Annotated in this window: 23 protein-coding genes; 10 read left to right on the top strand and 13 right to left on the bottom strand. The window is 69.7% G+C overall.

Translation table 11 applies throughout. The annotated features are described in order from the left end of the window. Positions 1-42: 42 nt before the first annotated feature. Positions 43-444 carry a LapA family protein gene (locus AC1RIF_RS07415; protein WP_492600707.1) on the bottom strand — a complete coding sequence of 134 codons (402 nt, stop codon included), beginning with the start codon at positions 442-444 and terminating at the stop codon, positions 43-45. 80 nt (positions 445-524) lie between these two features. On the opposite strand from AC1RIF_RS07415, the gene rlmN reads away from it, so the two are divergent. Next, positions 525-1,637: a dual-specificity RNA methyltransferase RlmN gene (gene rlmN, locus AC1RIF_RS07410; RefSeq protein ID WP_492600706.1), complete on the top strand. Its 1,113-nt coding sequence runs from the start codon at positions 525-527 to the stop codon at positions 1,635-1,637. A 70-nt stretch (positions 1,638-1,707) separates the two neighbouring features. Here rlmN and AC1RIF_RS07405 read toward each other — a convergent pair whose 3' ends face one another. Further along, positions 1,708-1,977: a DUF2631 domain-containing protein gene (locus AC1RIF_RS07405; RefSeq protein ID WP_492600705.1), complete on the bottom strand. Its 270-nt coding sequence runs from the start codon at positions 1,975-1,977 to the stop codon at positions 1,708-1,710. Positions 1,978-2,126: 149 nt separating this feature from the next. Here AC1RIF_RS07405 and dxr point away from each other — a divergent pair, with 149 nt between their 5' ends. The 4 genes from dxr to AC1RIF_RS07385 all read left to right on the top strand — a co-directional run bounded on the left by dxr (position 2,127) and on the right by AC1RIF_RS07385 (position 6,716). Next, positions 2,127-3,284, top strand: coding sequence for a 1-deoxy-D-xylulose-5-phosphate reductoisomerase (gene dxr, locus AC1RIF_RS07400; protein WP_492600704.1), 1,158 nt, complete (start codon positions 2,127-2,129; stop codon positions 3,282-3,284). Between the two features lie 6 nt (positions 3,285-3,290). After that, entirely contained in the window at positions 3,291-4,523 is a 1,233-nt protein-coding gene (locus AC1RIF_RS07395; protein WP_492600703.1) for a M50 family metallopeptidase, read from the top strand. A 79-nt stretch (positions 4,524-4,602) separates the two neighbouring features. Next, complete coding sequence (gene ispG / locus AC1RIF_RS07390) at positions 4,603-5,757, top strand: flavodoxin-dependent (E)-4-hydroxy-3-methylbut-2-enyl-diphosphate synthase (protein ID WP_492600702.1); 1,155 nt, start codon at positions 4,603-4,605, stop codon at positions 5,755-5,757. Between the two features lie 122 nt (positions 5,758-5,879). Next, positions 5,880-6,716 (top strand): GNAT family N-acetyltransferase, encoded by an 837-nt coding sequence (locus AC1RIF_RS07385; protein WP_492600701.1) that lies wholly within the window; start codon positions 5,880-5,882, stop codon positions 6,714-6,716. Between the two features lie 11 nt (positions 6,717-6,727). On the opposite strand, the gene AC1RIF_RS07380 is transcribed toward AC1RIF_RS07385, so the two are convergent. Next, on the bottom strand, positions 6,728-7,528 hold the full coding sequence (locus AC1RIF_RS07380) for a nuclear transport factor 2 family protein (RefSeq protein WP_492600700.1): 801 nt from the start codon (positions 7,526-7,528) through the stop codon (positions 6,728-6,730). A gap of 67 nt (positions 7,529-7,595) precedes the next feature. Next, the gene (locus tag AC1RIF_RS07375) at positions 7,596-8,471 is read right to left on the bottom strand and encodes a helix-turn-helix transcriptional regulator (protein WP_492600699.1); all 876 of its coding nucleotides are present in this window, start codon (positions 8,469-8,471) and stop codon (positions 7,596-7,598) included. Positions 8,472-8,569: 98 nt separating this feature from the next. Between AC1RIF_RS07375 and AC1RIF_RS07370 the strand changes: the two genes are divergently transcribed. After that, complete coding sequence (locus AC1RIF_RS07370; RefSeq protein ID WP_492600698.1) at positions 8,570-10,192, top strand: AMP-binding protein; 1,623 nt, start codon at positions 8,570-8,572, stop codon at positions 10,190-10,192. 121 nt (positions 10,193-10,313) lie between these two features. On the opposite strand, the gene AC1RIF_RS07365 is transcribed toward AC1RIF_RS07370, so the two are convergent. Continuing rightward, positions 10,314-10,523 (bottom strand): hypothetical protein, encoded by a 210-nt coding sequence (locus AC1RIF_RS07365; protein WP_492600697.1) that lies wholly within the window; start codon positions 10,521-10,523, stop codon positions 10,314-10,316. Between the two features lie 26 nt (positions 10,524-10,549). Here AC1RIF_RS07365 and AC1RIF_RS07360 point away from each other — a divergent pair, with 26 nt between their 5' ends. After that, complete coding sequence (locus AC1RIF_RS07360; RefSeq protein ID WP_492600696.1) at positions 10,550-10,813, top strand: hypothetical protein; 264 nt, start codon at positions 10,550-10,552, stop codon at positions 10,811-10,813. Positions 10,814-10,887: 74 nt separating this feature from the next. Here AC1RIF_RS07360 and AC1RIF_RS07355 read toward each other — a convergent pair whose 3' ends face one another. Genes AC1RIF_RS07355 through AC1RIF_RS07330 form a run of 6 tightly spaced genes read right to left on the bottom strand, consistent with a single transcriptional unit; the run spans position 10,888 to position 16,680 of the window. After that, positions 10,888-11,685 (bottom strand): ABC transporter permease, encoded by a 798-nt coding sequence (locus AC1RIF_RS07355; protein WP_492600695.1) that lies wholly within the window; start codon positions 11,683-11,685, stop codon positions 10,888-10,890. Next, a complete protein-coding gene (locus AC1RIF_RS07350) occupies positions 11,660-12,565 on the bottom strand; it encodes a 2-aminoethylphosphonate ABC transporter permease subunit (RefSeq protein WP_492600694.1) in 906 nt (301 codons plus the stop codon). The genes AC1RIF_RS07355 and AC1RIF_RS07350 overlap by 26 nt, the downstream gene beginning before the upstream one ends. Further along, positions 12,562-13,740 carry an ABC transporter ATP-binding protein gene (locus AC1RIF_RS07345; RefSeq protein ID WP_492600693.1) on the bottom strand — a complete coding sequence of 393 codons (1,179 nt, stop codon included), beginning with the start codon at positions 13,738-13,740 and terminating at the stop codon, positions 12,562-12,564. Before AC1RIF_RS07345 ends, AC1RIF_RS07350 begins: the two co-directional genes overlap by 4 nt. Position 13,741: 1 nt before the next feature. Further along, complete coding sequence (locus AC1RIF_RS07340) at positions 13,742-14,800, bottom strand: 2-aminoethylphosphonate ABC transporter substrate-binding protein (RefSeq protein ID WP_492600692.1); 1,059 nt, start codon at positions 14,798-14,800, stop codon at positions 13,742-13,744. A gap of 45 nt (positions 14,801-14,845) precedes the next feature. Beyond that, the gene (locus tag AC1RIF_RS07335; RefSeq protein ID WP_492600691.1) at positions 14,846-15,529 is read right to left on the bottom strand and encodes a phosphonatase-like hydrolase; all 684 of its coding nucleotides are present in this window, start codon (positions 15,527-15,529) and stop codon (positions 14,846-14,848) included. Positions 15,530-15,552: 23 nt separating this feature from the next. Beyond that, on the bottom strand, positions 15,553-16,680 hold the full coding sequence (locus AC1RIF_RS07330; RefSeq protein WP_492600690.1) for a TIGR03364 family FAD-dependent oxidoreductase: 1,128 nt from the start codon (positions 16,678-16,680) through the stop codon (positions 15,553-15,555). 98 nt (positions 16,681-16,778) lie between these two features. Between AC1RIF_RS07330 and AC1RIF_RS07325 the strand changes: the two genes are divergently transcribed. Then, a complete protein-coding gene (locus tag AC1RIF_RS07325) occupies positions 16,779-17,261 on the top strand; it encodes an HD family phosphohydrolase (protein WP_492600689.1) in 483 nt (160 codons plus the stop codon). Then, positions 17,258-17,959, top strand: a complete 702-nt coding sequence (locus tag AC1RIF_RS07320) for a GntR family transcriptional regulator (protein WP_492600688.1) — start codon at positions 17,258-17,260, stop codon at positions 17,957-17,959. The genes AC1RIF_RS07325 and AC1RIF_RS07320 overlap by 4 nt, the downstream gene beginning before the upstream one ends. A 20-nt stretch (positions 17,960-17,979) precedes the next feature. Here the strand turns inward: AC1RIF_RS07320 and AC1RIF_RS07315 are convergent, their stop codons facing one another. Together AC1RIF_RS07315 and AC1RIF_RS07310 are read right to left on the bottom strand one after the other, a co-directional pair. After that, positions 17,980-18,273, bottom strand: coding sequence for an SHOCT domain-containing protein (locus AC1RIF_RS07315; protein ID WP_492600687.1), 294 nt, complete (start codon positions 18,271-18,273; stop codon positions 17,980-17,982). Between the two features lie 17 nt (positions 18,274-18,290). After that, on the bottom strand, positions 18,291-18,740 hold the full coding sequence (locus tag AC1RIF_RS07310; RefSeq protein WP_492600686.1) for a DUF6325 family protein: 450 nt from the start codon (positions 18,738-18,740) through the stop codon (positions 18,291-18,293). Between the two features lie 390 nt (positions 18,741-19,130). Between AC1RIF_RS07310 and ppk2 the strand changes: the two genes are divergently transcribed. Beyond that, positions 19,131-19,934 (top strand): polyphosphate kinase 2, encoded by an 804-nt coding sequence (ppk2, locus tag AC1RIF_RS07305; RefSeq protein ID WP_492600803.1) that lies wholly within the window; start codon positions 19,131-19,133, stop codon positions 19,932-19,934. The last annotated feature ends 34 nt before the right edge of the window (positions 19,935-19,968 follow it).

The raw sequence follows: 19,968 nt of genomic DNA, 5'->3' as shown, positions 1-19,968 counted from the left end.
TCCTGTCGTGGCTCCCATCGTGCCCCCGAAGTGTCGCCGCAGCTACTCCGGCGAGGTGTGGTCGGTCACGGCTCCCGCGCGTTTGGCGACCCGGCGTATCTGGATGATCCGTACGCCGCCCGCGAGCGCCATGATCAACGCTCCCGCGATCGCGGCCATCAGCAGGCTGATGCCGGCCGGGAGCGTGAACTGCCATCCGAACAGCTGGAACGTCACGGAGTCGAGGTTCTGCAGGATGAAGATCAGCAACAGGATCGCGACGACGATGCCGATGACGAGCCCGGTCCAGGTCGATGCGGCCCGGGTGCGGGCGATCTTGCCGGCGTCGTGGGTCGGGGTGGGCGCGCCGGTCTCGTGCCGGCCCTTGGCGGACGATGGGGGTGCCGGCTCGTCGGGGACCGCCTCGTGAGCCCTGCCGGGTTCCTCGCTCGGTGCATCGGTCATGTGTCGATCATCACTCACACTATGGCGTTGCGCACGCGCATCGGACGCAGAGGCCGGGTAATGGGAGAATGGCGGGCACTATGACTGCCACCCCCCTTCCCCTCGTCTTCAATGCGCCGCGCCGCGGGATGCCGCCGCGCCACCTCGCCGACCTCGACGCCGACGAGCGCAAGGCGGCGGTCAAGGAGCTCGGTCTGCCCGGTTTCCGTGCTGATCAGCTGGCCCGCCAGTACTACGGTCGGCTCGAGGCCGACTCGGAAAAGATGACCGACCTGCCGGCGGGGATGCGTGAGAAGGTGGGTGCGGCACTGTTCCCGCAGCTGCTGACGGCGGTCAAACACGTCGCGTGCGACGCCGGGCAGACCCGAAAGACGCTGTGGAAGGCGAACGACGGCACGCTGCTCGAGAGCGTGCTGATGCGCTACCCGGACCGGGCGACGCTGTGCATCTCCAGCCAGGCGGGCTGCGGCATGGCCTGCCCGTTCTGCGCGACGGGACAGGGCGGTCTGCAGCGGAACCTGTCCACCGCGGAAATCGTCGACCAGGTGCGCGCGGCCGCGGCCGCGTTGCGGGACGGCGAGGTGGAGGGCGGTCCCGGACGCCTGTCGAACATCGTGTTCATGGGCATGGGGGAGCCGCTGGCCAACTACAAGCGTGTGGTGGCCGCGGTCCGTCGGATCACGTCGCCTGCGCCGGACGGCCTCGGCATCTCGCAGCGCGCCGTCACCGTCTCGACGGTCGGGCTGGCGCCGGCGATCCGCAAGCTCGCCGACGAGGACATGTCGGTGCGTCTGGCGGTGTCGCTGCACACGCCCGACGACGAGCTGCGCGACACCCTCGTGCCGGTCAACAACCGCTGGCCGGTGGCCGAGGTCCTCGACGCCGCGCGCTACTACGCCGACAAGTCGGGTCGGCGGGTGTCGATCGAGTACGCGCTGATCCGGGACGTCAACGACCAGCCGTGGCGCGCGGACATGCTCGGCAAGAAGCTGCACAAGGCGCTCGGCCCGTTGGTGCACGTCAACCTGATTCCACTCAACCCGACGCCCGGCAGCGAGTGGGATGCCAGCCCCAAGCCGGTGGAGCGGGAGTTCGTCCGCCGCGTGCAGGCCCAGGGCGTGTCCTGCACCGTGCGTGACACCCGCGGGCAGGAGATCGCCGCCGCGTGCGGTCAGCTGGCCGCCGAGAACTGACACACCACGAACGGAGAAGCCCCCGCACTCGACGAGTGCGGGGGCTTCTCCGATATCTGTGCGGCGTCGCCTACCGAGGCTTGCGGCGCAAGACCATGTCGCGAACGAGCGCGAAGACGATCGCACCGGCGAAGCCGATGAGGAACAGGTCCTCGACCTTGCCGCCGTGGTTGCCGATCATCATCAGCAGCAGGAATGCGGCGAAGAACCAGCCGGCGAAACGGAACAGTCGCGGAGCCTCACCACTCCAGCCCCATGCGGCCGAGGGAACCTCGGCAGTGTCGACGTGCGCTGCGACGACGGGGTCGTTGGAAGTGGGGTCCAACTGGGTACCGGCCACGGCTCGATCCTCCTGATCATACGAATGCGCTATCGCCGCATATCGTGGCATACGACCGCGCGTCGTACGAACCGGGGTCCCGACCGTGTCGCCGCGGCGGAGATCAATCCTGTGTGATTCTCTCAGCATCCGTCAGGAACAATGGATCCGTGGCTGACACCCAACCGACTCGCGTCCTGCTGCTGGGCAGCACCGGTTCCATCGGCACCCAGGCCCTCGAGGTCATCGCCGCCAACCCCGACAAGTTCGAGGTGGTCGGGCTCGCGGCGGGTGGCGGAAACATCGACCTGCTCGCCCGCCAGATCCGTGCGACCGGCGTGGCCCGGGTTGCGGTCGCCGACCCCGCGGCGGCCGCTCGACTGGACCTGCCGGGTGTGCTGTCCGGGCCCGACGCGGTCACCGAACTGGTCCGTGGGACCGAGGCCGACGTCGTGCTGAACGCGCTCGTCGGGTCGCTCGGGCTCGAGCCGACGCTGGCGGCGCTGGCGTCCGGTGCACGCCTGGCCCTCGCCAACAAGGAGTCGCTCGTCGCCGGGGGTCCGCTCGTGACCGCCGCGGCGGCTCCGGGCCAGATCGTGCCGGTCGATTCCGAGCACTCCGCGTTGGCGCAGTGCCTGCGCGGCGGTCGCGCCGAGGAGGTGGACCGACTGGTCCTCACGGCGTCGGGTGGACCTTTCCGGGGCTGGACGGCCGCGGCACTCGAGGACGTCACGCCCGAGCAGGCCGGTGCCCACCCGACGTGGTCGATGGGCCCGATGAACACCCTCAACTCGGCGTCGCTGGTGAACAAGGGGCTCGAGCTGATCGAGACGCACCTGCTGTTCGGAATCGACTACGACCGCATCGACGTCACCGTGCACCCGCAGTCGATCGTGCATTCGATGGTGACGTTCACCGACGGTTCGACCCTCGCGCAGGCCAGCCCGCCCGACATGAAGCTGCCGATCGCGCTGGCGCTGGGCTGGCCGGATCGAGTGGCGGGTGCGGCCGCGGCATGCGACTTCTCCGCCGCATCGACCTGGACGTTCGAGCCCGTCGATTCCGCGGTGTTCCCGGCGATCGACCTGGCGCGTCGGGCCGGGCAGGCGGGTGGCTGCATGACCGCGGTCTACAACGCCGCCAACGAGGTGGCGGCCGAGGCCTTCCTCGGCGGGGCGCTCCGATTCCCCGGCATCGTGCGGACCGTCGAGCGGGTTCTCGCGGCCGGCGGCGAATGGGCCGCACCCCCCGCTACCGTGGACGACGTGCTCGCCGCCGACGGGTGGGCCCGTGCCCGGGCACGCGAGCTCGTGAAGCAGGAGGGCTAGAACCGCATGGTCTTCGCATTGGGTGTGGTGCTGTTCGCCCTCGGTATCGGCGTGTCCATCGCGCTGCACGAGGCCGGGCACATGTGGACCGCCAAGGCCCTCGGGATGAAGGTGCGGCGGTACTACATCGGCTTCGGCCCCAAGATCTTCTCGTTCCGCCGCGGCGAGACCGAGTACGGCCTCAAGGCGATCCCCGCGGGCGGGTTCTGCGACATCGCGGGCATGACCGCCGTCGACGAACTCGCACCCGACGAGGTCGACCGCGCGATGTACAAGCAGAAGGCGTGGAAGCGGATCGTCGTGATGTCGGGCGGCATCGCGATGAACTTCGTGCTCGGGATCGTGTTGGTGTTCATCCTCGCCGTCGGGTGGGGGCTGCCGAACACGGAGACGCGGGCTGTCGTGGAGGGCACGGTGTGCGTGTCGCCCACGCAGGCCGACAAGGAGGGCGAGTACGCGCTGGCCGACTGCACGGGTTCGGGTCCCGCCGGCGAGGCCGGTATCCGAGCCGGTGACGTCATCACCGCGGTGAACGGCGAACCGACCGACACGTTCTCCGACCTGGTCAAGGCCACCCAGCCGCTGTCCGGAACCGCGGAGTTCACCGTCGACCGCGACGGTGACACCCTCGTGATCCCCGTCCAGATCCAGCAAGCGCAGCGGTGGGTCAACAACCCCGACTCGACCCCGGAGAAGACGCTCCCCCCGGTTTCTGCGGAGGTCGGCGCGATCGGTGTCCAGGCGCCGCCGCGGGTGGTGCAGTACTCGGGGCTCGCGGCGATTCCCGCGACCTTCGTCTACACCGGCGACATCTTCGTGCAGACGGTGCACGCGCTCACCGAGATGCCGGGCAAGGTCGCGGACCTGTGGACCGCAGTGACCGGCGGCGAGCGCGGACTGGACACGCCGATCAGTGTGGTCGGCGCGTCGGTTATCGGTGGCCAGGTTGCCGAGCAGGGCCTGTGGGAGGTGTTCATCGGCCTCCTCGCGACGCTGAACTTCTTCCTCGGCATCTTCAACCTGTTGCCCCTGTTGCCCCTCGATGGCGGGCACATCGCCGTGACGATCTACGAGAAGATCCGCAACTCGATCCGGCGGATGCGTGGCTTGGCGGCCGGTGGTCCGGTCGACTACATGAAGCTGATGCCGCTCACGTACGTGGTCGTCGTCATCGGTGGCGCGTACATGCTGCTCACGCTGACCGCCGACATCGTCAATCCGATCCAGCTGTTCCCGTGACACCGGTGCTCGCTACGAACCGGAATGCGGAAACCACCGAACGATAGACTTGCCCCGTACCAACGAAAGAAGGCGAAACGTGACCAGCCCCGTCGGTTTGGGCATGCCCGATGTTCCTGCGGTCCTCGCACCGCGACGCAAGACCCGTCAGCTGATGGTCGGCAACGTGGGTGTCGGTAGCGACCACCCGGTGTCGGTGCAGTCGATGTGCACCACCAAGACCCACGACGTCAACGCGACCCTGCAGCAGATCGCCGAGCTCACGGCGTCCGGCTGCGACATCGTCCGCGTCGCGTGCCCGCGTCAGGAGGACGCGGACGCGCTCTCGACGATCGCGAAGAAGAGCCAGATCCCGGTGATCGCGGACATCCACTTCCAGCCGCGGTACATCTTTGCCGCGATCGACGCGGGCTGTGCCGCGGTCCGGGTCAATCCCGGCAACATCAAGGAGTTCGACGGCCGGGTCAAGGAGGTCGCGAAGGCGGCCGGCGATGCCGGGATCCCCATCCGGATCGGCGTGAACGCCGGCTCGCTCGACCCGCGCCTGATGCAGAAGTACGGCAAGGCCACCCCGGAGGCGCTCGTCGAGTCGGCGTTGTGGGAGGCCGGACTGTTCGAGGAGCACGGCTTCGGTGACATCAAGATCTCGGTCAAGCACAACGACCCCGTCGTGATGGTCGAGGCGTACCGCCAGTTGGCCGCGCAGTGCGACTACCCGCTGCATCTCGGTGTGACGGAGGCCGGCCCGGCGTTCCAGGGCACCATCAAGTCGGCAGTCGCGTTCGGCGCGCTACTGGCGGAGGGCATCGGCGACACGATCCGTGTGTCGTTGTCGGCGCCGCCGGCGGAAGAGATCAAGGTCGGCACGCAGATACTGCAGTCGCTGAACCTTCGTCCCCGCAAGCTGGAGATCGTCTCGTGCCCGTCGTGCGGGCGGGCGCAGGTGGACGTGTACACGCTCGCCAACGAGGTCACCGCCGGTCTCGAGGGCATGGAGGTCCCGCTGCGGGTCGCGGTGATGGGCTGCGTCGTCAACGGACCCGGTGAGGCGCGCGAAGCCGATCTGGGTGTCGCATCCGGCAACGGCAAGGGACAGATCTTCGTCAAGGGCAAGGTCATCAAGACCGTTCCCGAGGCGCAGATCGTGGAAACCCTCATCGAAGAGGCGATGCGCATCGCAGAGGAGATGGAAGGCGGCGAGACGAGCGGCGCGCCGGTGGTCACCGTGGGCTGAATCCGCCCACCTCGGCGCACCTTCATGGCAATGTGGTTCCCAGATCCGGCACTGACAGCCCGACGCTGACAGACATCACGCCGAGCGGTCTCACAGAGACGTGTGACGAAGGGGGTGCGTCAGTGCTCAAGCTCCTCGGGGCGAGGCAACTGGGCGGTCGGGACACCGCCGAGGTGCTGCGGGTGCTCGAATCGGACCCCGTCGCGGCATGCATGGTCGCGGCGAGAGTGCAGCATTCGGGTCTCGACCCGCGTGCGTTGCAGGGTGAGATGTGGAGCCGTGGAGGCCCGGCCGAGTCGTTGTGCTTCGCGGGCGCGAATCTGGTTCCACTGCTGGGGGAGCCGGACGACCTGCGGTCCTTCGCCGACCGGGCCAGTCGGTTTCCACGAATGTGTTCGTCGGTGGTCGGACGCGCCGAGTTGGCGCTTCCGCTGTGGGAGTTGCTCGAATCCGATTGGGGCCCGCCGCGTGAGCTCCGCTCCGAGCAGCCGCTGCTCGCGCTTCGCGACGAACCGTTGGTGCGCCCCGATCCGCGGGTGCGGCAGGTGCGGATGGACGAGATCGAGACGTACCTTCCCGCGGCGATCTCGATGTTCATCGAGGAGGTCGGGGTCGATCCGCGTGCCAGCGACGGTGGCCGGAGCTACCGACGTCGCGTCGCGAACCTGATCGCCTCGGGGCGAGCGTGGGCCCGGTTCGAGGACGGGCGGGTGGTCTACAAGGCGGAGGTCGGTTCGATGTCGGCCACCGTCGGCCAGATCCAGGGCGTGTGGGTCGATCCCGCGCGGCGTGGGGAAGGCCTGGGCGCGACCGGGACGGCCGCCGTCGCGGGTGCGGTCACCGCGGGCGGCCGCACCGCGAGCCTGTACGTCAACAGTTACAACGAGCGAGCGCGCCGCACGTACGCGAGAGTGGGGTTCACGCAGGTCGCCACCTTCGCGACGGTGCTGCTCGACTGATCGTTCGCCGGTTACGAATACACGACGGCGTTCGTGACCTGCATCGTCTTCCGGTCGAGGTAACAGAACAGCACCGCGTGCGCGCCGTCGACGGTGCACGTCGCCGTGACGGCGTCGCCCGCGGCAATGATCTTGGTGACGTCTGCGACGGGACGGCCGCCGAGGAGATCGAGTGCTGCGCGATCGCCGCGCTGCGCCGAGTCCACCAGTCGGCGGACCGCCTGCTTGCCCCGCTCGCCGACACTGCGCACCGCGAGCCCGAAGGCGAGTGAGCCGCCGAGGCCCTGCAGGCGGAGCATGCGCGCGCTCATCGCCGCGGCGACACCGAGTTTCGCGCGGTCGATGCCCGCCACCTGGGCGAACATCGGCGCCACCTCCCAGTGCGCCGCGATCCGGCGGATGCGGGGTGCGCCGTGGTCGAGTGTCGTCTCGTACAACAGGTGCATCGGCGCCTTCGCGACGACGCCGCCGCCCAGTCGGGTTTCGATCGTGACGTCGCGGACGACGTCCAGTCCGCTGACGATGTCGTCGTGCTCGACGTGGAACCGGATGTCGTTGGGGGCGATGAACGTGTCCCAGAAACGGGCGAGGGGATCGCCGCCGCGGACGTGGCTACGGCGGTCGTACAGACCGCCGAGGACAGGGCGTCCACCGACCGGGTCCTCGACGACGTGGCGGTCGGCGAACAACCCCAACCAGGCGTTCTTGTCGTGCACGGCGACGGCGGCGGGGGACTGCCTCGCCAGATCGAGCAGGTCCTCCGCGGTAGCCGTTCGCGTGATCGTGGTGGGTTCGGCCGGTGTCGCTGACATGGCCGCGAGTATCGCACAGAGCTGGAACGTGTTCCAGAAAATCGCGGAGTCCGGACGCGGGTGCGTCCTACGGGAGCAGCCCCAGTCGTCGTGCTGCCACGACGGCCTCGCGCCGCGAGTGCGCATCGAGCTTGCTCATCGCGCTGCGCAGGTAGCTCTTCACCGTCTCCGCCTTTACCGAAAGGCGCTCGGCGATAACGGGGTTGGAGCAACCGAGCGCGGCGTGACTGAGTACGTCGATCTCGCGCGGCGACAGCGTGATCCCCGGGGCGTCGCGGTCGGGTGCCGGGGTCGATCCCACCCCGGCGAGTCGGCTCGACAGGTGACGGAGCCGTTCCTGCAGCGCGGGGTCGTCGATGCTGTGCGCGAGGGAGCGGAGTTCGGCGTGGACGTCCCGGATCTCCTCGGTATCGGCGGCGCTCGGGGCGGTGCGCTCGGCGGCTGCCGCGTCGAGCAGCTGAACGCGGCGGTCCACCTCGTCGCGAATCGCGATCTCGTTCGCGACGCGACGGCCGGCCTGCATCATGACGTCGGCGATGCGGTCACCCAGTTGCACACGTTCACGGATCGCGGCGTACATGACGGCGCGGGAGTTCCCGCGAACGACCACCGGCACCGCGAGCACCGAGCACAGGCCCTCCGCCAGGACGGGGCGGTCGTAGTGGTGGGTGATGGTGCGCGCGCGACCGTAGTCGTGGACCGCCGCGGGATTGCGGCGCGCGACGACGTGTCCGCCCAGCCCGGAACTCTCGGAGACGGCCAGGCCCCGAAGTCCGTCGGTGTGGGTGCCGACGAACTCGCCCAGGTGCAGGGTGCCGTCGTAGACCTCGCCGCCGAACACGACCGGAACGATGCCGGTCGCAGCCACTTTTCGTAGCTCGGTGCGCAGTAGGTCGCGGTCGCGGGGCCGCAGCAGGGACGAGGTGTGGGTGGGCACCCTCATCACCCCTTTCCGGGGGTAGCAGGTCGATGCTGTGACTCGGATCATAAGGGGTAACGAAGGCCCGATGGTGAGCTGGGCCCCGACGACGAGGAGTGACGATGACCGTCGACACCACCGCCCGTGTGCGCGAACTCTTGGCGCTGTACGACACCCCGCAGGCGTGCGCCGCCGACGTGTTGTGTGACCGGCATCCGGCGGACGCGGTGGCATTCACCGTCGTCGAATCCGACCTGTCGTCGACCGACCTGACGTACGGCTGGCTGCGTGAGCAGTCCACGCGCTTCGCGGTCGCCCTGGCCGACCTCGGGGTCGAGCCCGGCGACTGTGTCGCGACCCTGATGGGCAAGTCCGCCGACCTGGTGGTCGCGTTGCTGGGCATCTGGCGCCGCGGCGCCGTCCATGTCCCGCTGTTCACCGCGTTCGCGACGCCCGCGATCGCGTTCCGGCTCGAGGCCAGTGGCGCCAAGGTCGTGATCGCCGACGAGAATCAGCTCGACAAGCTCGCCCCCGGCGAAGACATGCCGTCGAACCCGTCCTGGCAGGTCGTCGTCGCCGGCGAGGGTGAGGGCGCGCTGCGGTTCGACGAGCTCGTCGCGCAGCATTCCGCCGCCGACCCGCGCGGTGCGGCGGTGGCGATGGGCGGTGACGCCCCGATCGTTCGTTTGTTCACCAGCGGCACCACCGGCACGCCCAAGGGTGTTCCGGTGCCCATCCGCGCGCTCGCCGCCTTCCGCTCGTACATCGAGTGGGGACTCGACGTGCGCGAGGACGACGTGTTCTGGAACGCCGCCGACCCGGGCTGGGCGTACGGGCTGTACTACGCCCTCCTCGGACCGATGGCGTCCGGCGTTCGCAGCATCCTGCTGCACGCCGGGTTCTCCGCGCCGCTGACGTGGCAGGTGATGGAGCGCTTCGGCGTCACCAACTTCGCGGCCGCCCCCACCGTGTACCGGAGTCTGCGGGCCGACGAGACCCCGGTCCCGGAGTCGGTGAAGCTGCGCCGCGCGTCGTCGGCCGGCGAGCCGCTCACGCCCGACGTCATCGCGTGGTCGGAGGCGGAGCTGGGTGTGACGGTCCGCGACCAGTACGGGCAGACCGAGCACGGCATGTTCATCATCAATGCCTGGGCCGACGGTCTGCGTGAGGACGTCGTCGCCGGCTCGATGGGGCGTCCGCTGCCCGGCTGGAGCTGCGCGGTCCTGGCCGACGACGCCGACGAGATCGCCCCGCCGAACACCCCCGGCCGCGTCGCGATCGACACTCGGAACAGCCCGCTGATGTGGTTCACCGGCTACAGCGACGCGCCCGAGAAGACCGCGGCCCGCTTCACACCCGACGGTCGCTGGTACATCACCGGCGACGCGGGACAGGTCGACGAGCAGGGCCGGTTCTTCTTCTCGTCCCGCGACGACGACGTGATCATCATGGCCGGCTACCGCATCGGCCCGTTCGACGTCGAGAGCGTGCTGGTGATGCACGACGACGTCGTCGAGGCCGCCGTCGTCGGCATGCCGGACCAGTTGCGCGGCGAGGTGCTCGAGGCGTTCGTGGTGCTGCGGTCGAGTGTCGAGGGCACCGACGAGCTCGAGAAGGACCTGCAGCAGCTGGTGAAGAAGAAGTTCGCCGCCCACGCCTACCCGCGGACCGTGCACTTCGTCCCGCACCTGCCCAAGACCCCGAGCGGCAAGGTTCAGCGGTACATCCTGCGCCAGGGTCAGTGACGTTCGGCCTGGGCGCCCATTCCTTGCCTCCTTCCGAGGGGGAGGCGAGATCAGATGAAGAGTGGGCGCTCGAGCTCGGTCGTTCGGGGAACGAGCTGAGGGCTCCTCGAGTACGGGGGCCTCATACGGTCTCCAGCTTCTGCAGGATCGGGCGCAGGCGGGCAACGGTTCGCGCGTCCTCGACAGCGATGTCGCCGGTGGAGTCGAAGCGCTCGTCGCGGTCGACGAGGGAGTGGAGCTTCTTCGCGACCGTGCGGCGGACCGGTGCCGGTGCCGCCGTCAGCCGTTCGGCGAGCCAGAGGCCGAGCTCGCGCGCGCACCGGTCGGTCACGGCACCCGCGACGACCTTCTCGATTCGTGCGGGAGCGTCTGGCCGCGGCCGCGGCGACCGCGCTGGGAGTGCCCGGCACCGACCTGCGCTGGCAGGACAGTCTGGGTCCGCTGCCGCCGGTTACCGCACTCGGGCGAGTCCGTGCCGACACCGAATGGGCGGTCCGGTTCCTCGGGCCGTGGCTCGGGCGTCGCGTGCGCGGGACGTCGTCGGGCGCCGGGCGCGTCGCGAAGCGACCTGAACTTGCTCCGGTCCGGCGGGAGGGCGAGCGGGATACGACATCGGCCTGAGCGACCATTCCTTGCCTCGTTCCGCGCAAGCCCGCGAGATCAGAGGAGGGAGTGGGCGCTCAGGCCGGCAGGGGTCAGCGGGCCGCGCCGCGCCCGCGGATCCGTCCGAGCACCAACAGTGCCACCAGGGTGACCAGGAGCAGGAGGGTGGTGTTCGCGGCGGCCTGGAACACCTGGCCGCGGTCGGTGAGGCCGAAGATCGCCACCGGCAGCGTCTTCCACGTCGCCGGGTACACCATGACGGTGGCGCCCAGTTCGCCCATCGACAGCGCGACGGACAGGCCGGCGGCCGCGCCGAGGGCGGGCACCAGCAGCGGCAGGGTGATCCGGAACAGGACCCGGACGGGGCCGGCGCCGAGGGATTCGGCGGCCTGGCGGTACGCCGGGTCGAGGCGGTCGAGTGCGGCGGAGACCGAGCTGAACGCGAAGGCCAGCACCAGCACGGCGTGCGCGAGGATGACGATCCACTTCGTGCCGCCGAGTAGCAGCGGCCGCTCGTTGAACGCGATCAGCAGGCCGAGTCCGATCGCGACCGACGGCAGGGCGACCGGGAGGTGGAAGGCGGCGTCGGTGATCTTGCGCAGCCACACCGGCGCCTCGCGCGCGGCCAGCGCGGCCCACGTGCCGAGGAACAGTGCGATGCCGCCGGCGATGATCGCGGTCTGCAGGCTCACCGTCATGCTGGCGAGGTTCTCGTCGGACAGCGCCGCCGACAGGTTCTTCGTCCCGAGGTTCGACGGCAGCGGGCCGTTCCATGCGCCCGCGAGAGCCGCGGCGATCACGGTCGCGATCGGGGCGACGAACACGATGGTGACGACCGCGCCGAAGAACGCGAGCGTGAGGTACCTAGCGCGTCGGGTCCACAGCAGCACGGCTGCCTCCCATCAGTCGGGTGAACAGGAACCGGTAGCCGCCGTACAGTGCGAGCGACAGCGCGACCTGGACAGTCGCGATCACCGCGGCACCGGGGAGGTCGAAGGTGACGATGCCGTGCGTGTAGATCAGCACCGGCAGGGTCATGACGTCCTTGGCGCCGGTGAACAGCACGATGCCGAACTCGTTGAGCGTCAACAGCAGTACCAGCGAGCCGCCCGCCATCATCGCGGGCCAGGCCTCGGGCAGGATCACGGTGCGCAGCACCCGCAGCGGGGAGGCTCCGAGGCTCGCGGCGACGTCGAGTTGTTCGCGCGGCATCCGGGTGAACGCCGCGAGCAGCGGGCGCACCACGAACGGGGTGAAGAACGTGATCTCGGCGGCGATCACGCCGAGTGGTGTGTTGAGGAAGTTGAGCGGGCCCTGATCGGCGCCCGTGATGCGGGTGATCAGCGCGTTCACGGCTCCGGCGGTGCCGTACAGGAACGTGAATGCGAGCGTGACGAGGAACGACGGCAGCGACAGGATGGTGTCGATCAGGCGTCCCACCACCTTCGACCCGGGGAACGGCACGAACGCGAGGATCAGGGCCAGGAACGTGCCGAGGACGAGGCATCCGAGGGTGGACGCGACCGCGATTTCGATCGTGCGCCACAGGGCCTTTCGGAACGATGCGGACCCCAGCATGTCGGTCCATGCCGACCGGCCCCGGCCGGTGTCGGTGACGGTGGATTCGGCCAGTACGCGCGCCATCGGATACACCGCGAAACCGATCACGAGCAGCAGCGGCGGCAGCACCCACAGTCCGGATCGCCACCGCGACGGTTCCGGCCGGGTCGGTGGGTCGGCGGCGACCGGGGCCTCGAGCAGCGCGGTCACGACACCGCCTCCGGCGCCGGCACCAGGACGGCGCCGCGCTCCGGGAAGCGCATCCCGACCTCGGTGCCCACCGGGCGTTCGTCGTGGCCGGGCACGTCGACGTCGATGGGGGTCTCGGGCAGCCCCGGCAGCGCGATCGTCACCCGCGTCGACGATCCGCGCCACACGCTCGCCACGATCCGGGCCGGCAGTGCGCCGCGCTCGGCGGGCGAGGTGAGGGTGATTGCGTGCGGACGCAGGCACAGCAGGGCGCCGGTGTCGGACTCCCACTCGGTGCGGCCGATGTCGGGTTGGGGTGCGTGCGCGGTGACCGGGGTGCCGCCCACGGACACCAGTGCGGACGTCCCGATCACCCGGGTCACCGTGCAGGGCAGCAGGTTCGCGCCGCCGAGGAAGGCGGCGGTGAAGCTGCTGGGCGGGCGCTTCCACAGGTTCTCGGCGGTGTCGACATCCACCAGGCGCGCATCGCGCATGACGGCGATGCGGTCGGCGAGGGCCAGCGCCTCGGACTGGTCGTGCGTGACGTACAGCATCGCGGTGTCGGGCAGCGCCGCCCGCAGCTCCTGCAGTTCGGTGAGCATGCTCTGGCGCAGCTGTGCGTCGAGGGCCGCGAGCGGCTCGTCGAGCAGCAGTACCTTGGGGCGGATCGCGAGTGCTCGGGCGATCGCGACGCGCTGTTGCTGGCCGCCCGACAGCTCGCGCGGCAGCCGCTTCCCGTACGCCGACATGCCGACCATCGCGAGCGCGTCGGACACCCGCCCCGCGATCTCGGACCGTGGAACCCGCTGTGCGCGTAGGCCGAACGCGACGTTGTCCTCGACCCGCATGTGCGGGAACAGGGCGTACGACTGGACGACGACGCCGATGCCCCGCTTGGCCGGGGGCAGGTCGGTGACGTCCTCCCCGCCGAGTCGAACGGTTCCGGAGGTGGGCCGTGTGAATCCGGCCAGGGCCTTGAGCGCGGTCGACTTGCCCGAGCCACTGGGCCCGAGCAGGGCGACGGTCTCGCCGCGGGCGACCCGCAGATTGAAGTCGACCAGGGCCCGGGTGGTCCCGCGGCCACGTCCGTAGGAGACGGTGACCCGGTCGAACGTGATGGCCGGTGCGGAGTGCGCGCTCGCACCGCCCTTGCGGGACCTGGTGCCGAGGGACCGCCCGGACTCGAATCGAGACATGTCAGTTACCGGTGGCCTTCTGGTAGGCGGCGATGTCGGCGTCGAGCGAGGCGAGGACCTCGTTCCAGTCCGGGGTCCACACCTCGACGCCGTCGACGAGGCCGGTGGGGGTGGACTTGTCGGTGGACGTGCCGCCCGCGTCCCGGACGTCGGTGCGGACGGAGACACCCAGCGCGTCGGTGGCGACCGTCTTCTGTGCCTTCTCCGACAGCAGGTACTCCATGAGCTTCTTCGCGTCGTCGGAGTTCGGTGCGCCCTTCGCCAGGCCCATCACGTAGGGCAGTGCGACCGTGGTGCGCTTGCCGCCGTCGGCGGGGAAGAAGATGTCGAACGTGGAGCCGTCGTCCTTGATCGACGCGAGGTTCATCTGGACGTCGCCGTTGGCGACGAGCAGCTCGCCGTTGCTGACCTTGGGCTGGAGCTTGCCGGTGGACGACGACGGGCCGACGTTGTTGGCCTGCAGCTTCGTGAGGTAGTCCAGCGCGCCCTCCTTGCCCTTCAGGTGCTGGAGCAGCAGCAGGACGGCGGTGCCGTCGCCGGCCTGACCGGGGGTGGAGTACTGCAGCTTGCCCTTGAACTGCTCGGTGAGCAGGTCGTCCCACGTGGTGGGGGCCGGGTTCGCGCCGGGGTTGGCGATGAACGACAGGTAGTTGCCGACCAGCGGCACGTACTTGCCGTCCGGGTCCTGGACGTCGGCGGGGACGGCGGAGGTGTCGATACCGGCGGGCTCGAGCAGTCCCTGCGCGTCGGCCTTCTGGATGAACGGCGGCAGCGTCACCACGACGTCGGCCTGCGGGTTGGACTGCTCCTTGTCGACGCGGGAGACGACCTCGCCGGAGCCGGCCTCGACGAGGTTGACGGCGATGCCGGTCTCCTCGGTGAAGGCGGCGAACTGGGTCTTGTACCAGCCGGCGAGACCGTCTGCGCTGTAGACGGTGACGGTGCCGCCGTCGCCGCTCGCAGCGGTGCCGGTGCCGCCGCACGCGGTCAGGGTGAGGGCGGCGGTCGTCATCGCGAGCGCCGCGATGCCGGCGCGGAAAAGCTTGGTGTTCCTGCTCATTCGGATGTCCTGTCTGGGGAGGGATTCGAACGGGGACGGTAGGGGTCAGTTCTTCGAGGAGAGGACGAGGTCGGTGAATTCGCGGACCGACGGCACGACGTGCGTCGGATCGGCGGCCCGCAGTTGCTGCTCGTCGTGGGCGCCGGTGAGGGTGCCGGCGACGATCGAGGCGCCCGCGCGCCGGCCGCTGGTGATGTCGTTGGCGGTGTCGCCGAGCACCGCAACCTCTTTCACGTCGGCGATGCCGAGGCGCATGAGGGCGGTGAGGATCAGGTCCGGGTACGGGCGTCCGCGGCCCGCCTCGGCGGGGGAGAGGGTGAGGTCCGCGAGCGTGTGCCAGCCCAGCGCGGCGAGGAGCTTGTCCTGCGTCGTGCGGCTGAAGCCGGTGGTGAGCGCGACCTTGACGCCCGCATTGTGGAGCGCCGTGATCGACTCGGCGGCACCGGGAATCGCGGCGGCGCCGCCCTCGTCGACCAGCCGGTCGTAGGCGGCCTCGAACGCGTGGTTGGCGGCCTGGGCGCGGTCCTCGTCTCCGAACAGCGCACGGAAGACGACGATCTTGGACTGGCCCATCGTGTCGAGCACGTACTGCCGGGCGGCGTCGGCCTCGGGGCCGGTCGCCGGCAGCCCGGCCGCGGCGCCCGCGGCGTCGAACGCGCGCAGGACGAGGCCGTCGTCGGCGACGGTGGTGCCGGCCATGTCGAGGACGGCGAGCTTGATGGTGGTCACGGTGGCTCCTGTCGGGTCGGGGCTCAGAGGCCCAGCTGGTCGGCGGTCTGTTCGGCGAGGGCGGGGCCCAGGGTCATGCCGCGGCCGCCCGGCCCGGCGACCACCCACACGTTGTCGGCGGGCTGTGCGCGGTGCACCAGTTGCTGCGGGTCGAGGCACTGGCTGTACACCCCGGCCCAGCGCTTGACGATCGGCGGCAGGTCCCGGCCGAGCAGTTCCTCGACCACGCTGGTCAGGTGTCGGTAGGGGGCCTCGTCGACGTCGAAGTCGAACGGTTCGTCGTACTCGTGGGTGTCGCCGATCGTCAGTCCGCCGTGCAGGCGCTGCACACACAGCAGCTGCATCCGGTGCTCGGTGGCGGTGGGCTCCTGCGGCTGGGCGTCGCGCAGCGCGTCGAGCGCCGATCCGGCGAACGCGGGGTAGTAGCGCATGCTGTCGCCGTCGGCGATCGCGGTGGTGAGTACCTCGCCGAGCGGCGCGGTCTGCATCATCTGCAGGCGCACCCGGCGCAGCGGCAGGTCGCCGGCGAGGTCGCGGGCCAGGCCGCCGAGCGTCGCGCCGGGGCACACGATGACCAGGTCGGCGTCGAACGTGCGCTCGTGGTCGTCGCGGATGCGGACGCCGGTCGCGGTGGAGGTGATCTCGCGGGCCTCGGTGCCGGCGTGGAAGGTGTATCGGCCCGACGCCTCGAGGTGGCGGCGGATTGCGGGCAGCGCGACGCGGGACTCCACCGCGCCGTCCCGGGTGCAGTGCAGGCCGGCGAGGAACTTGCCGCGCAGTGCGGGGTTGATCGCGCGGACCGCGTCGGGCCCGAGCAGTGTGAAGCCGCGGACGTCGGCGTCGTCGCGGGCTGCCATGTCCTCGGCGACCGCGACCTCCTCGGGGGTGCGCAGCAGCGTCATCGACCCCGCGGCGCGGAATCCGATCTCGGGGACGCGTCGGGCCAGGTCGGCCCAGAGTTCACGGGAGCGCAGCGACGCGTCCAGTTCGTGTTCGGCCCGGCCGGACACCCACACCAATCCGAAGTTCCGTACCGTGGCGCCGCGCGCCTCTAGTTCACGTTCGAGATGGACGACGTCGTGTCCTCGACGGATCGCCTCGTCGGCGTGTGCCGTTCCGAGGATTCCTCCGCCCACAATTGCGATTCGCATGAGACAGAGCATGGGCTTTGGTCTAGACCAACTGGGGGACGTTGGGGAAACGCCGGATGAACAATTGGTATAGACCGAATTTGTGTACTCTGACGGTTATGAACGACGATGCGATCGTGCTCGAAGAGACTGCCGCGCTGCTGAATTCGCTACGCGGAATCATCGACGGGGCGGCGGTCGACGAACTGGCCCATGCGCTGCAGGCCGCCGGTCACGCGATCACCGACGGGGCCCACGACGAACCGGTGCTGGCCACTGCACTGCACGATCTGGCGCGCAGCCCGCGCTTCGGTGCGCGGGTGGGGTGGCTGGCCGGCGCGCATGTCGTGGCGAAGCGGTTCCTCGCGGCCACCGAACCGGGCTACGGGGACGGACTGTCCGCGGAATCCGTTGCGACCCTGCGATTGCAGGGTGGCCCGGCGGTGGACGAAGCGTGGGCCTCGCATCCCTGGTGGTCCGACGCGCTGCGGCTGCACAGGTTCGACGATCGTGCGAAAGTGCCCGGCGCGCAATCCCCGTCGATCGCGGACGGGGTGGTCGTGGCGCGCCGCGTCCGCGACGGACTCGGGGTGGCCCGATGACCGCCGAGAGCCTGCCCAAGCACTACCTGGTCCGGACACACGTGGAGGATCTGCTCGGGGACCTGTCCGAGGGCGACGCCGTCCCCGCCGAGCGGGAACTCGCGGCGCGATGCGGCGTCTCGCGTGAGACGGTGCGGCAGGCGCTGCACGAGTTGCTCGTCGCGGGCCGGATCGAACGCCGTGGGAGGGGAACCGTCGTTGCGCGGCCCAAACTGATCCAGCCGCTCTCGCTGGGCTCGTACACCGAGGGCGCGCTCAGTCAGGGCCGGGAGCCGGGACGATTCCTGGTGCGGTGGGAGGAGATCGACGCACACGACAAGCTCGCGCAGATTCTCGAGATCGCGGTGGGCGACCCGGTGATCCACATGGAGCGCGTGCTGCTCGCCGACGGTGAGCGCATCGGTCTCGAGAGTACGTATCTGCCGCACCGGCGCTTTCCCGACCTGGTCGACACCTTCGACCCCGAAACGTCGCTGTATGCGGCGATCCGGGCGCGAGGCGTCGCCTTCACCACGGCCACCGAACGCATCGAGACCGCACTGCCGACGCCGCGGGAGGCGGCGCTGGTGGAGTCGAGCACGGCGATGCCGATGCTGAAACTGCACCGCGTCTCCCGCGACGCCGACGGCGTGCCGATCGAGCGTGTGCGGTCGCTCTACCGTGGCGACCGGATGGCGTTCGTGACGGAACTGCGCTGATCACGAAGCCGGGATCGGTCTCACGAGGCCAGGATCCTCGCCTTCTCGGCGGCGAACTCGTCGTCGGTGAGCACGCCCTGGTCCCGGAGTTCGCCGAGTTGCTTCAGTGCGGCGATCCGGTCGGTGCCCCCGGTGGGCAGCGGGGTGGGCGTCGGGGGAGGAGGTGCCGCAGCTGGTGCTGGTGCCACGTTCTGGGGTGCCGGCTGATCGGCCGCCCACCGCTGGCCCTGGCGTCGGGACACCCGGTTGGACACCGCCGTCGCGGTTCCGGCCACGGCGGCGGTGCGTGCGATTCCGCGGAGAAGTCCGGGCATGGTGTGCTCCTTGATGTTCAGCTGGCGGTGTCGAGCGGATCGAGGTTCTCCAGAATCGTCTGCAGAGGGATGCGTCCCGTGGCCACCAGTTGCGCGCCGCTGTGGCGGAGTGCTGCGGCGAAGGGTGCGGCCCAACGGTTCTCGTAGACGAGAACGGCGGCGGAACAGCCTGGTTCGAGAATGGCTGCGGCTTCCTCGAGGTCGGTCTGCTTCAACAGATCCGACGACGCTTCCGCGAACAGCGTCACGTCCAGCGCGCCCTCGAAGCCGACGTCGTCGATCTCGATGCCCGCGAGCGATCCGTCGGCGTCCTTGCGGACGAATGCGAGGTCGAGCACGCGGATGATTCCGCGCTCGACGAGTCCGCGGAGGATCGGGAGGGCGGAGCCGTCGGGTTGCCGATCGGCGGGGAACTCCACGACGAGATAGTCGATGGGCCCGAGATCGTCGATTTCGGTGTCGTTCACTGCGGTGCCTCTCGTGCGGAAATCAGGTGGACCGCTCGGTCGACGTGAGTGCCTCCCGTCCCCGTTCGCCCAACTATCGTCCGGGTCTCGGCGGCTTGTGGTCAAGCTCGAAACGGCATCGAAGTCAGCGCAATTCGTGGCGAACGACGCGAGTAGCCCGAGTGTCCCCGACCGGACACGAATCGCTCGGTCGACGCGTCGCATTCCGCGACGAGCGCGCCCCGACCGGAGGGAGAATGGGCTAGGCCCAGCCGGGCCGACGGGCAGGGCGGCCGTGTCCCGAGGACGCGTCGCGACGAGCCGAGGACCGTGGATGTCGTGAGCAAGAAGGCCGGGAAGGCGGGCAAGCGCGCGGGGCCGACCCGTGGGCGCACCCCCGATGCGGGCCAGCTGACGGAGACCGGCGCCGCCGAACCGGCCCCGCCGATGACGAACAAGGCTTATCGGCGGGAGCTCGAGCCGCTTCATGTCGAGCTGGTGGCGATGCAGGAATGGGTCAAGGCGTCCGGCGCGAAGGTGTGCGTCGTGTTCGAGGGCCGTGACGCCGCCGGCAAGGGCGGCGTCATCAAGGCGATCACCGAGCGGGTCTCGCCCCGGGTGTTCCGGGTGGTGGCGCTACCCGCGCCGACCGAGCGGGAGAAATCGCAGATGTACGTCCAGCGGTACATGCCGCATCTGCCCGCGGCCGGCGAGGTCGTCATCTTCGATCGCAGTTGGTACAACCGCGCGGGCATCGAGCGCGTCCTCGGACTGTGCACCGAGGATCAGGTACGGCAGTTTCTGCAGATCATTCCGACCGTGGAACGCGCGATCGTCGAATCCGGCGTCATCCTGCTGAAGTACTGGCTCGAGGTGGGCCAGGAGCAACAGACGCTGCGTCTGCAGAGTCGCATCGACGACCCGCGAAAGATCTGGAAGCTGTCGCGGATGGACCTGGCGTCTTACAGCCACTGGTTCGATTACTCGCGGGCGCGAGACGAGATGTTCCGGTTCACCGACACCGGTTGGGCGCCGTGGTTCGTCGCGCTCAACGACGACAAACGACGTGGACGCCTCAACGTCATCAGCCATCTGCTGAGCCAGGTTCCCTACGAGCCGCTGGAGCGTCATGACATCTCCCTCCCCGAGCGGCAGAGCGCCGAGGGCTACGAGCAGCCGACGCAGCCGCTGCACTGGATTCCGACGCCGTTCTGACATCGCCGAGTCGCTGGGCAAGAGGAGGCGAGAG

Source organism: Prescottella sp. GW823-FHT02E09, from assembly GCF_058797375.1.
This window is presented reverse-complemented; position numbering and strand designations above follow the sequence as displayed.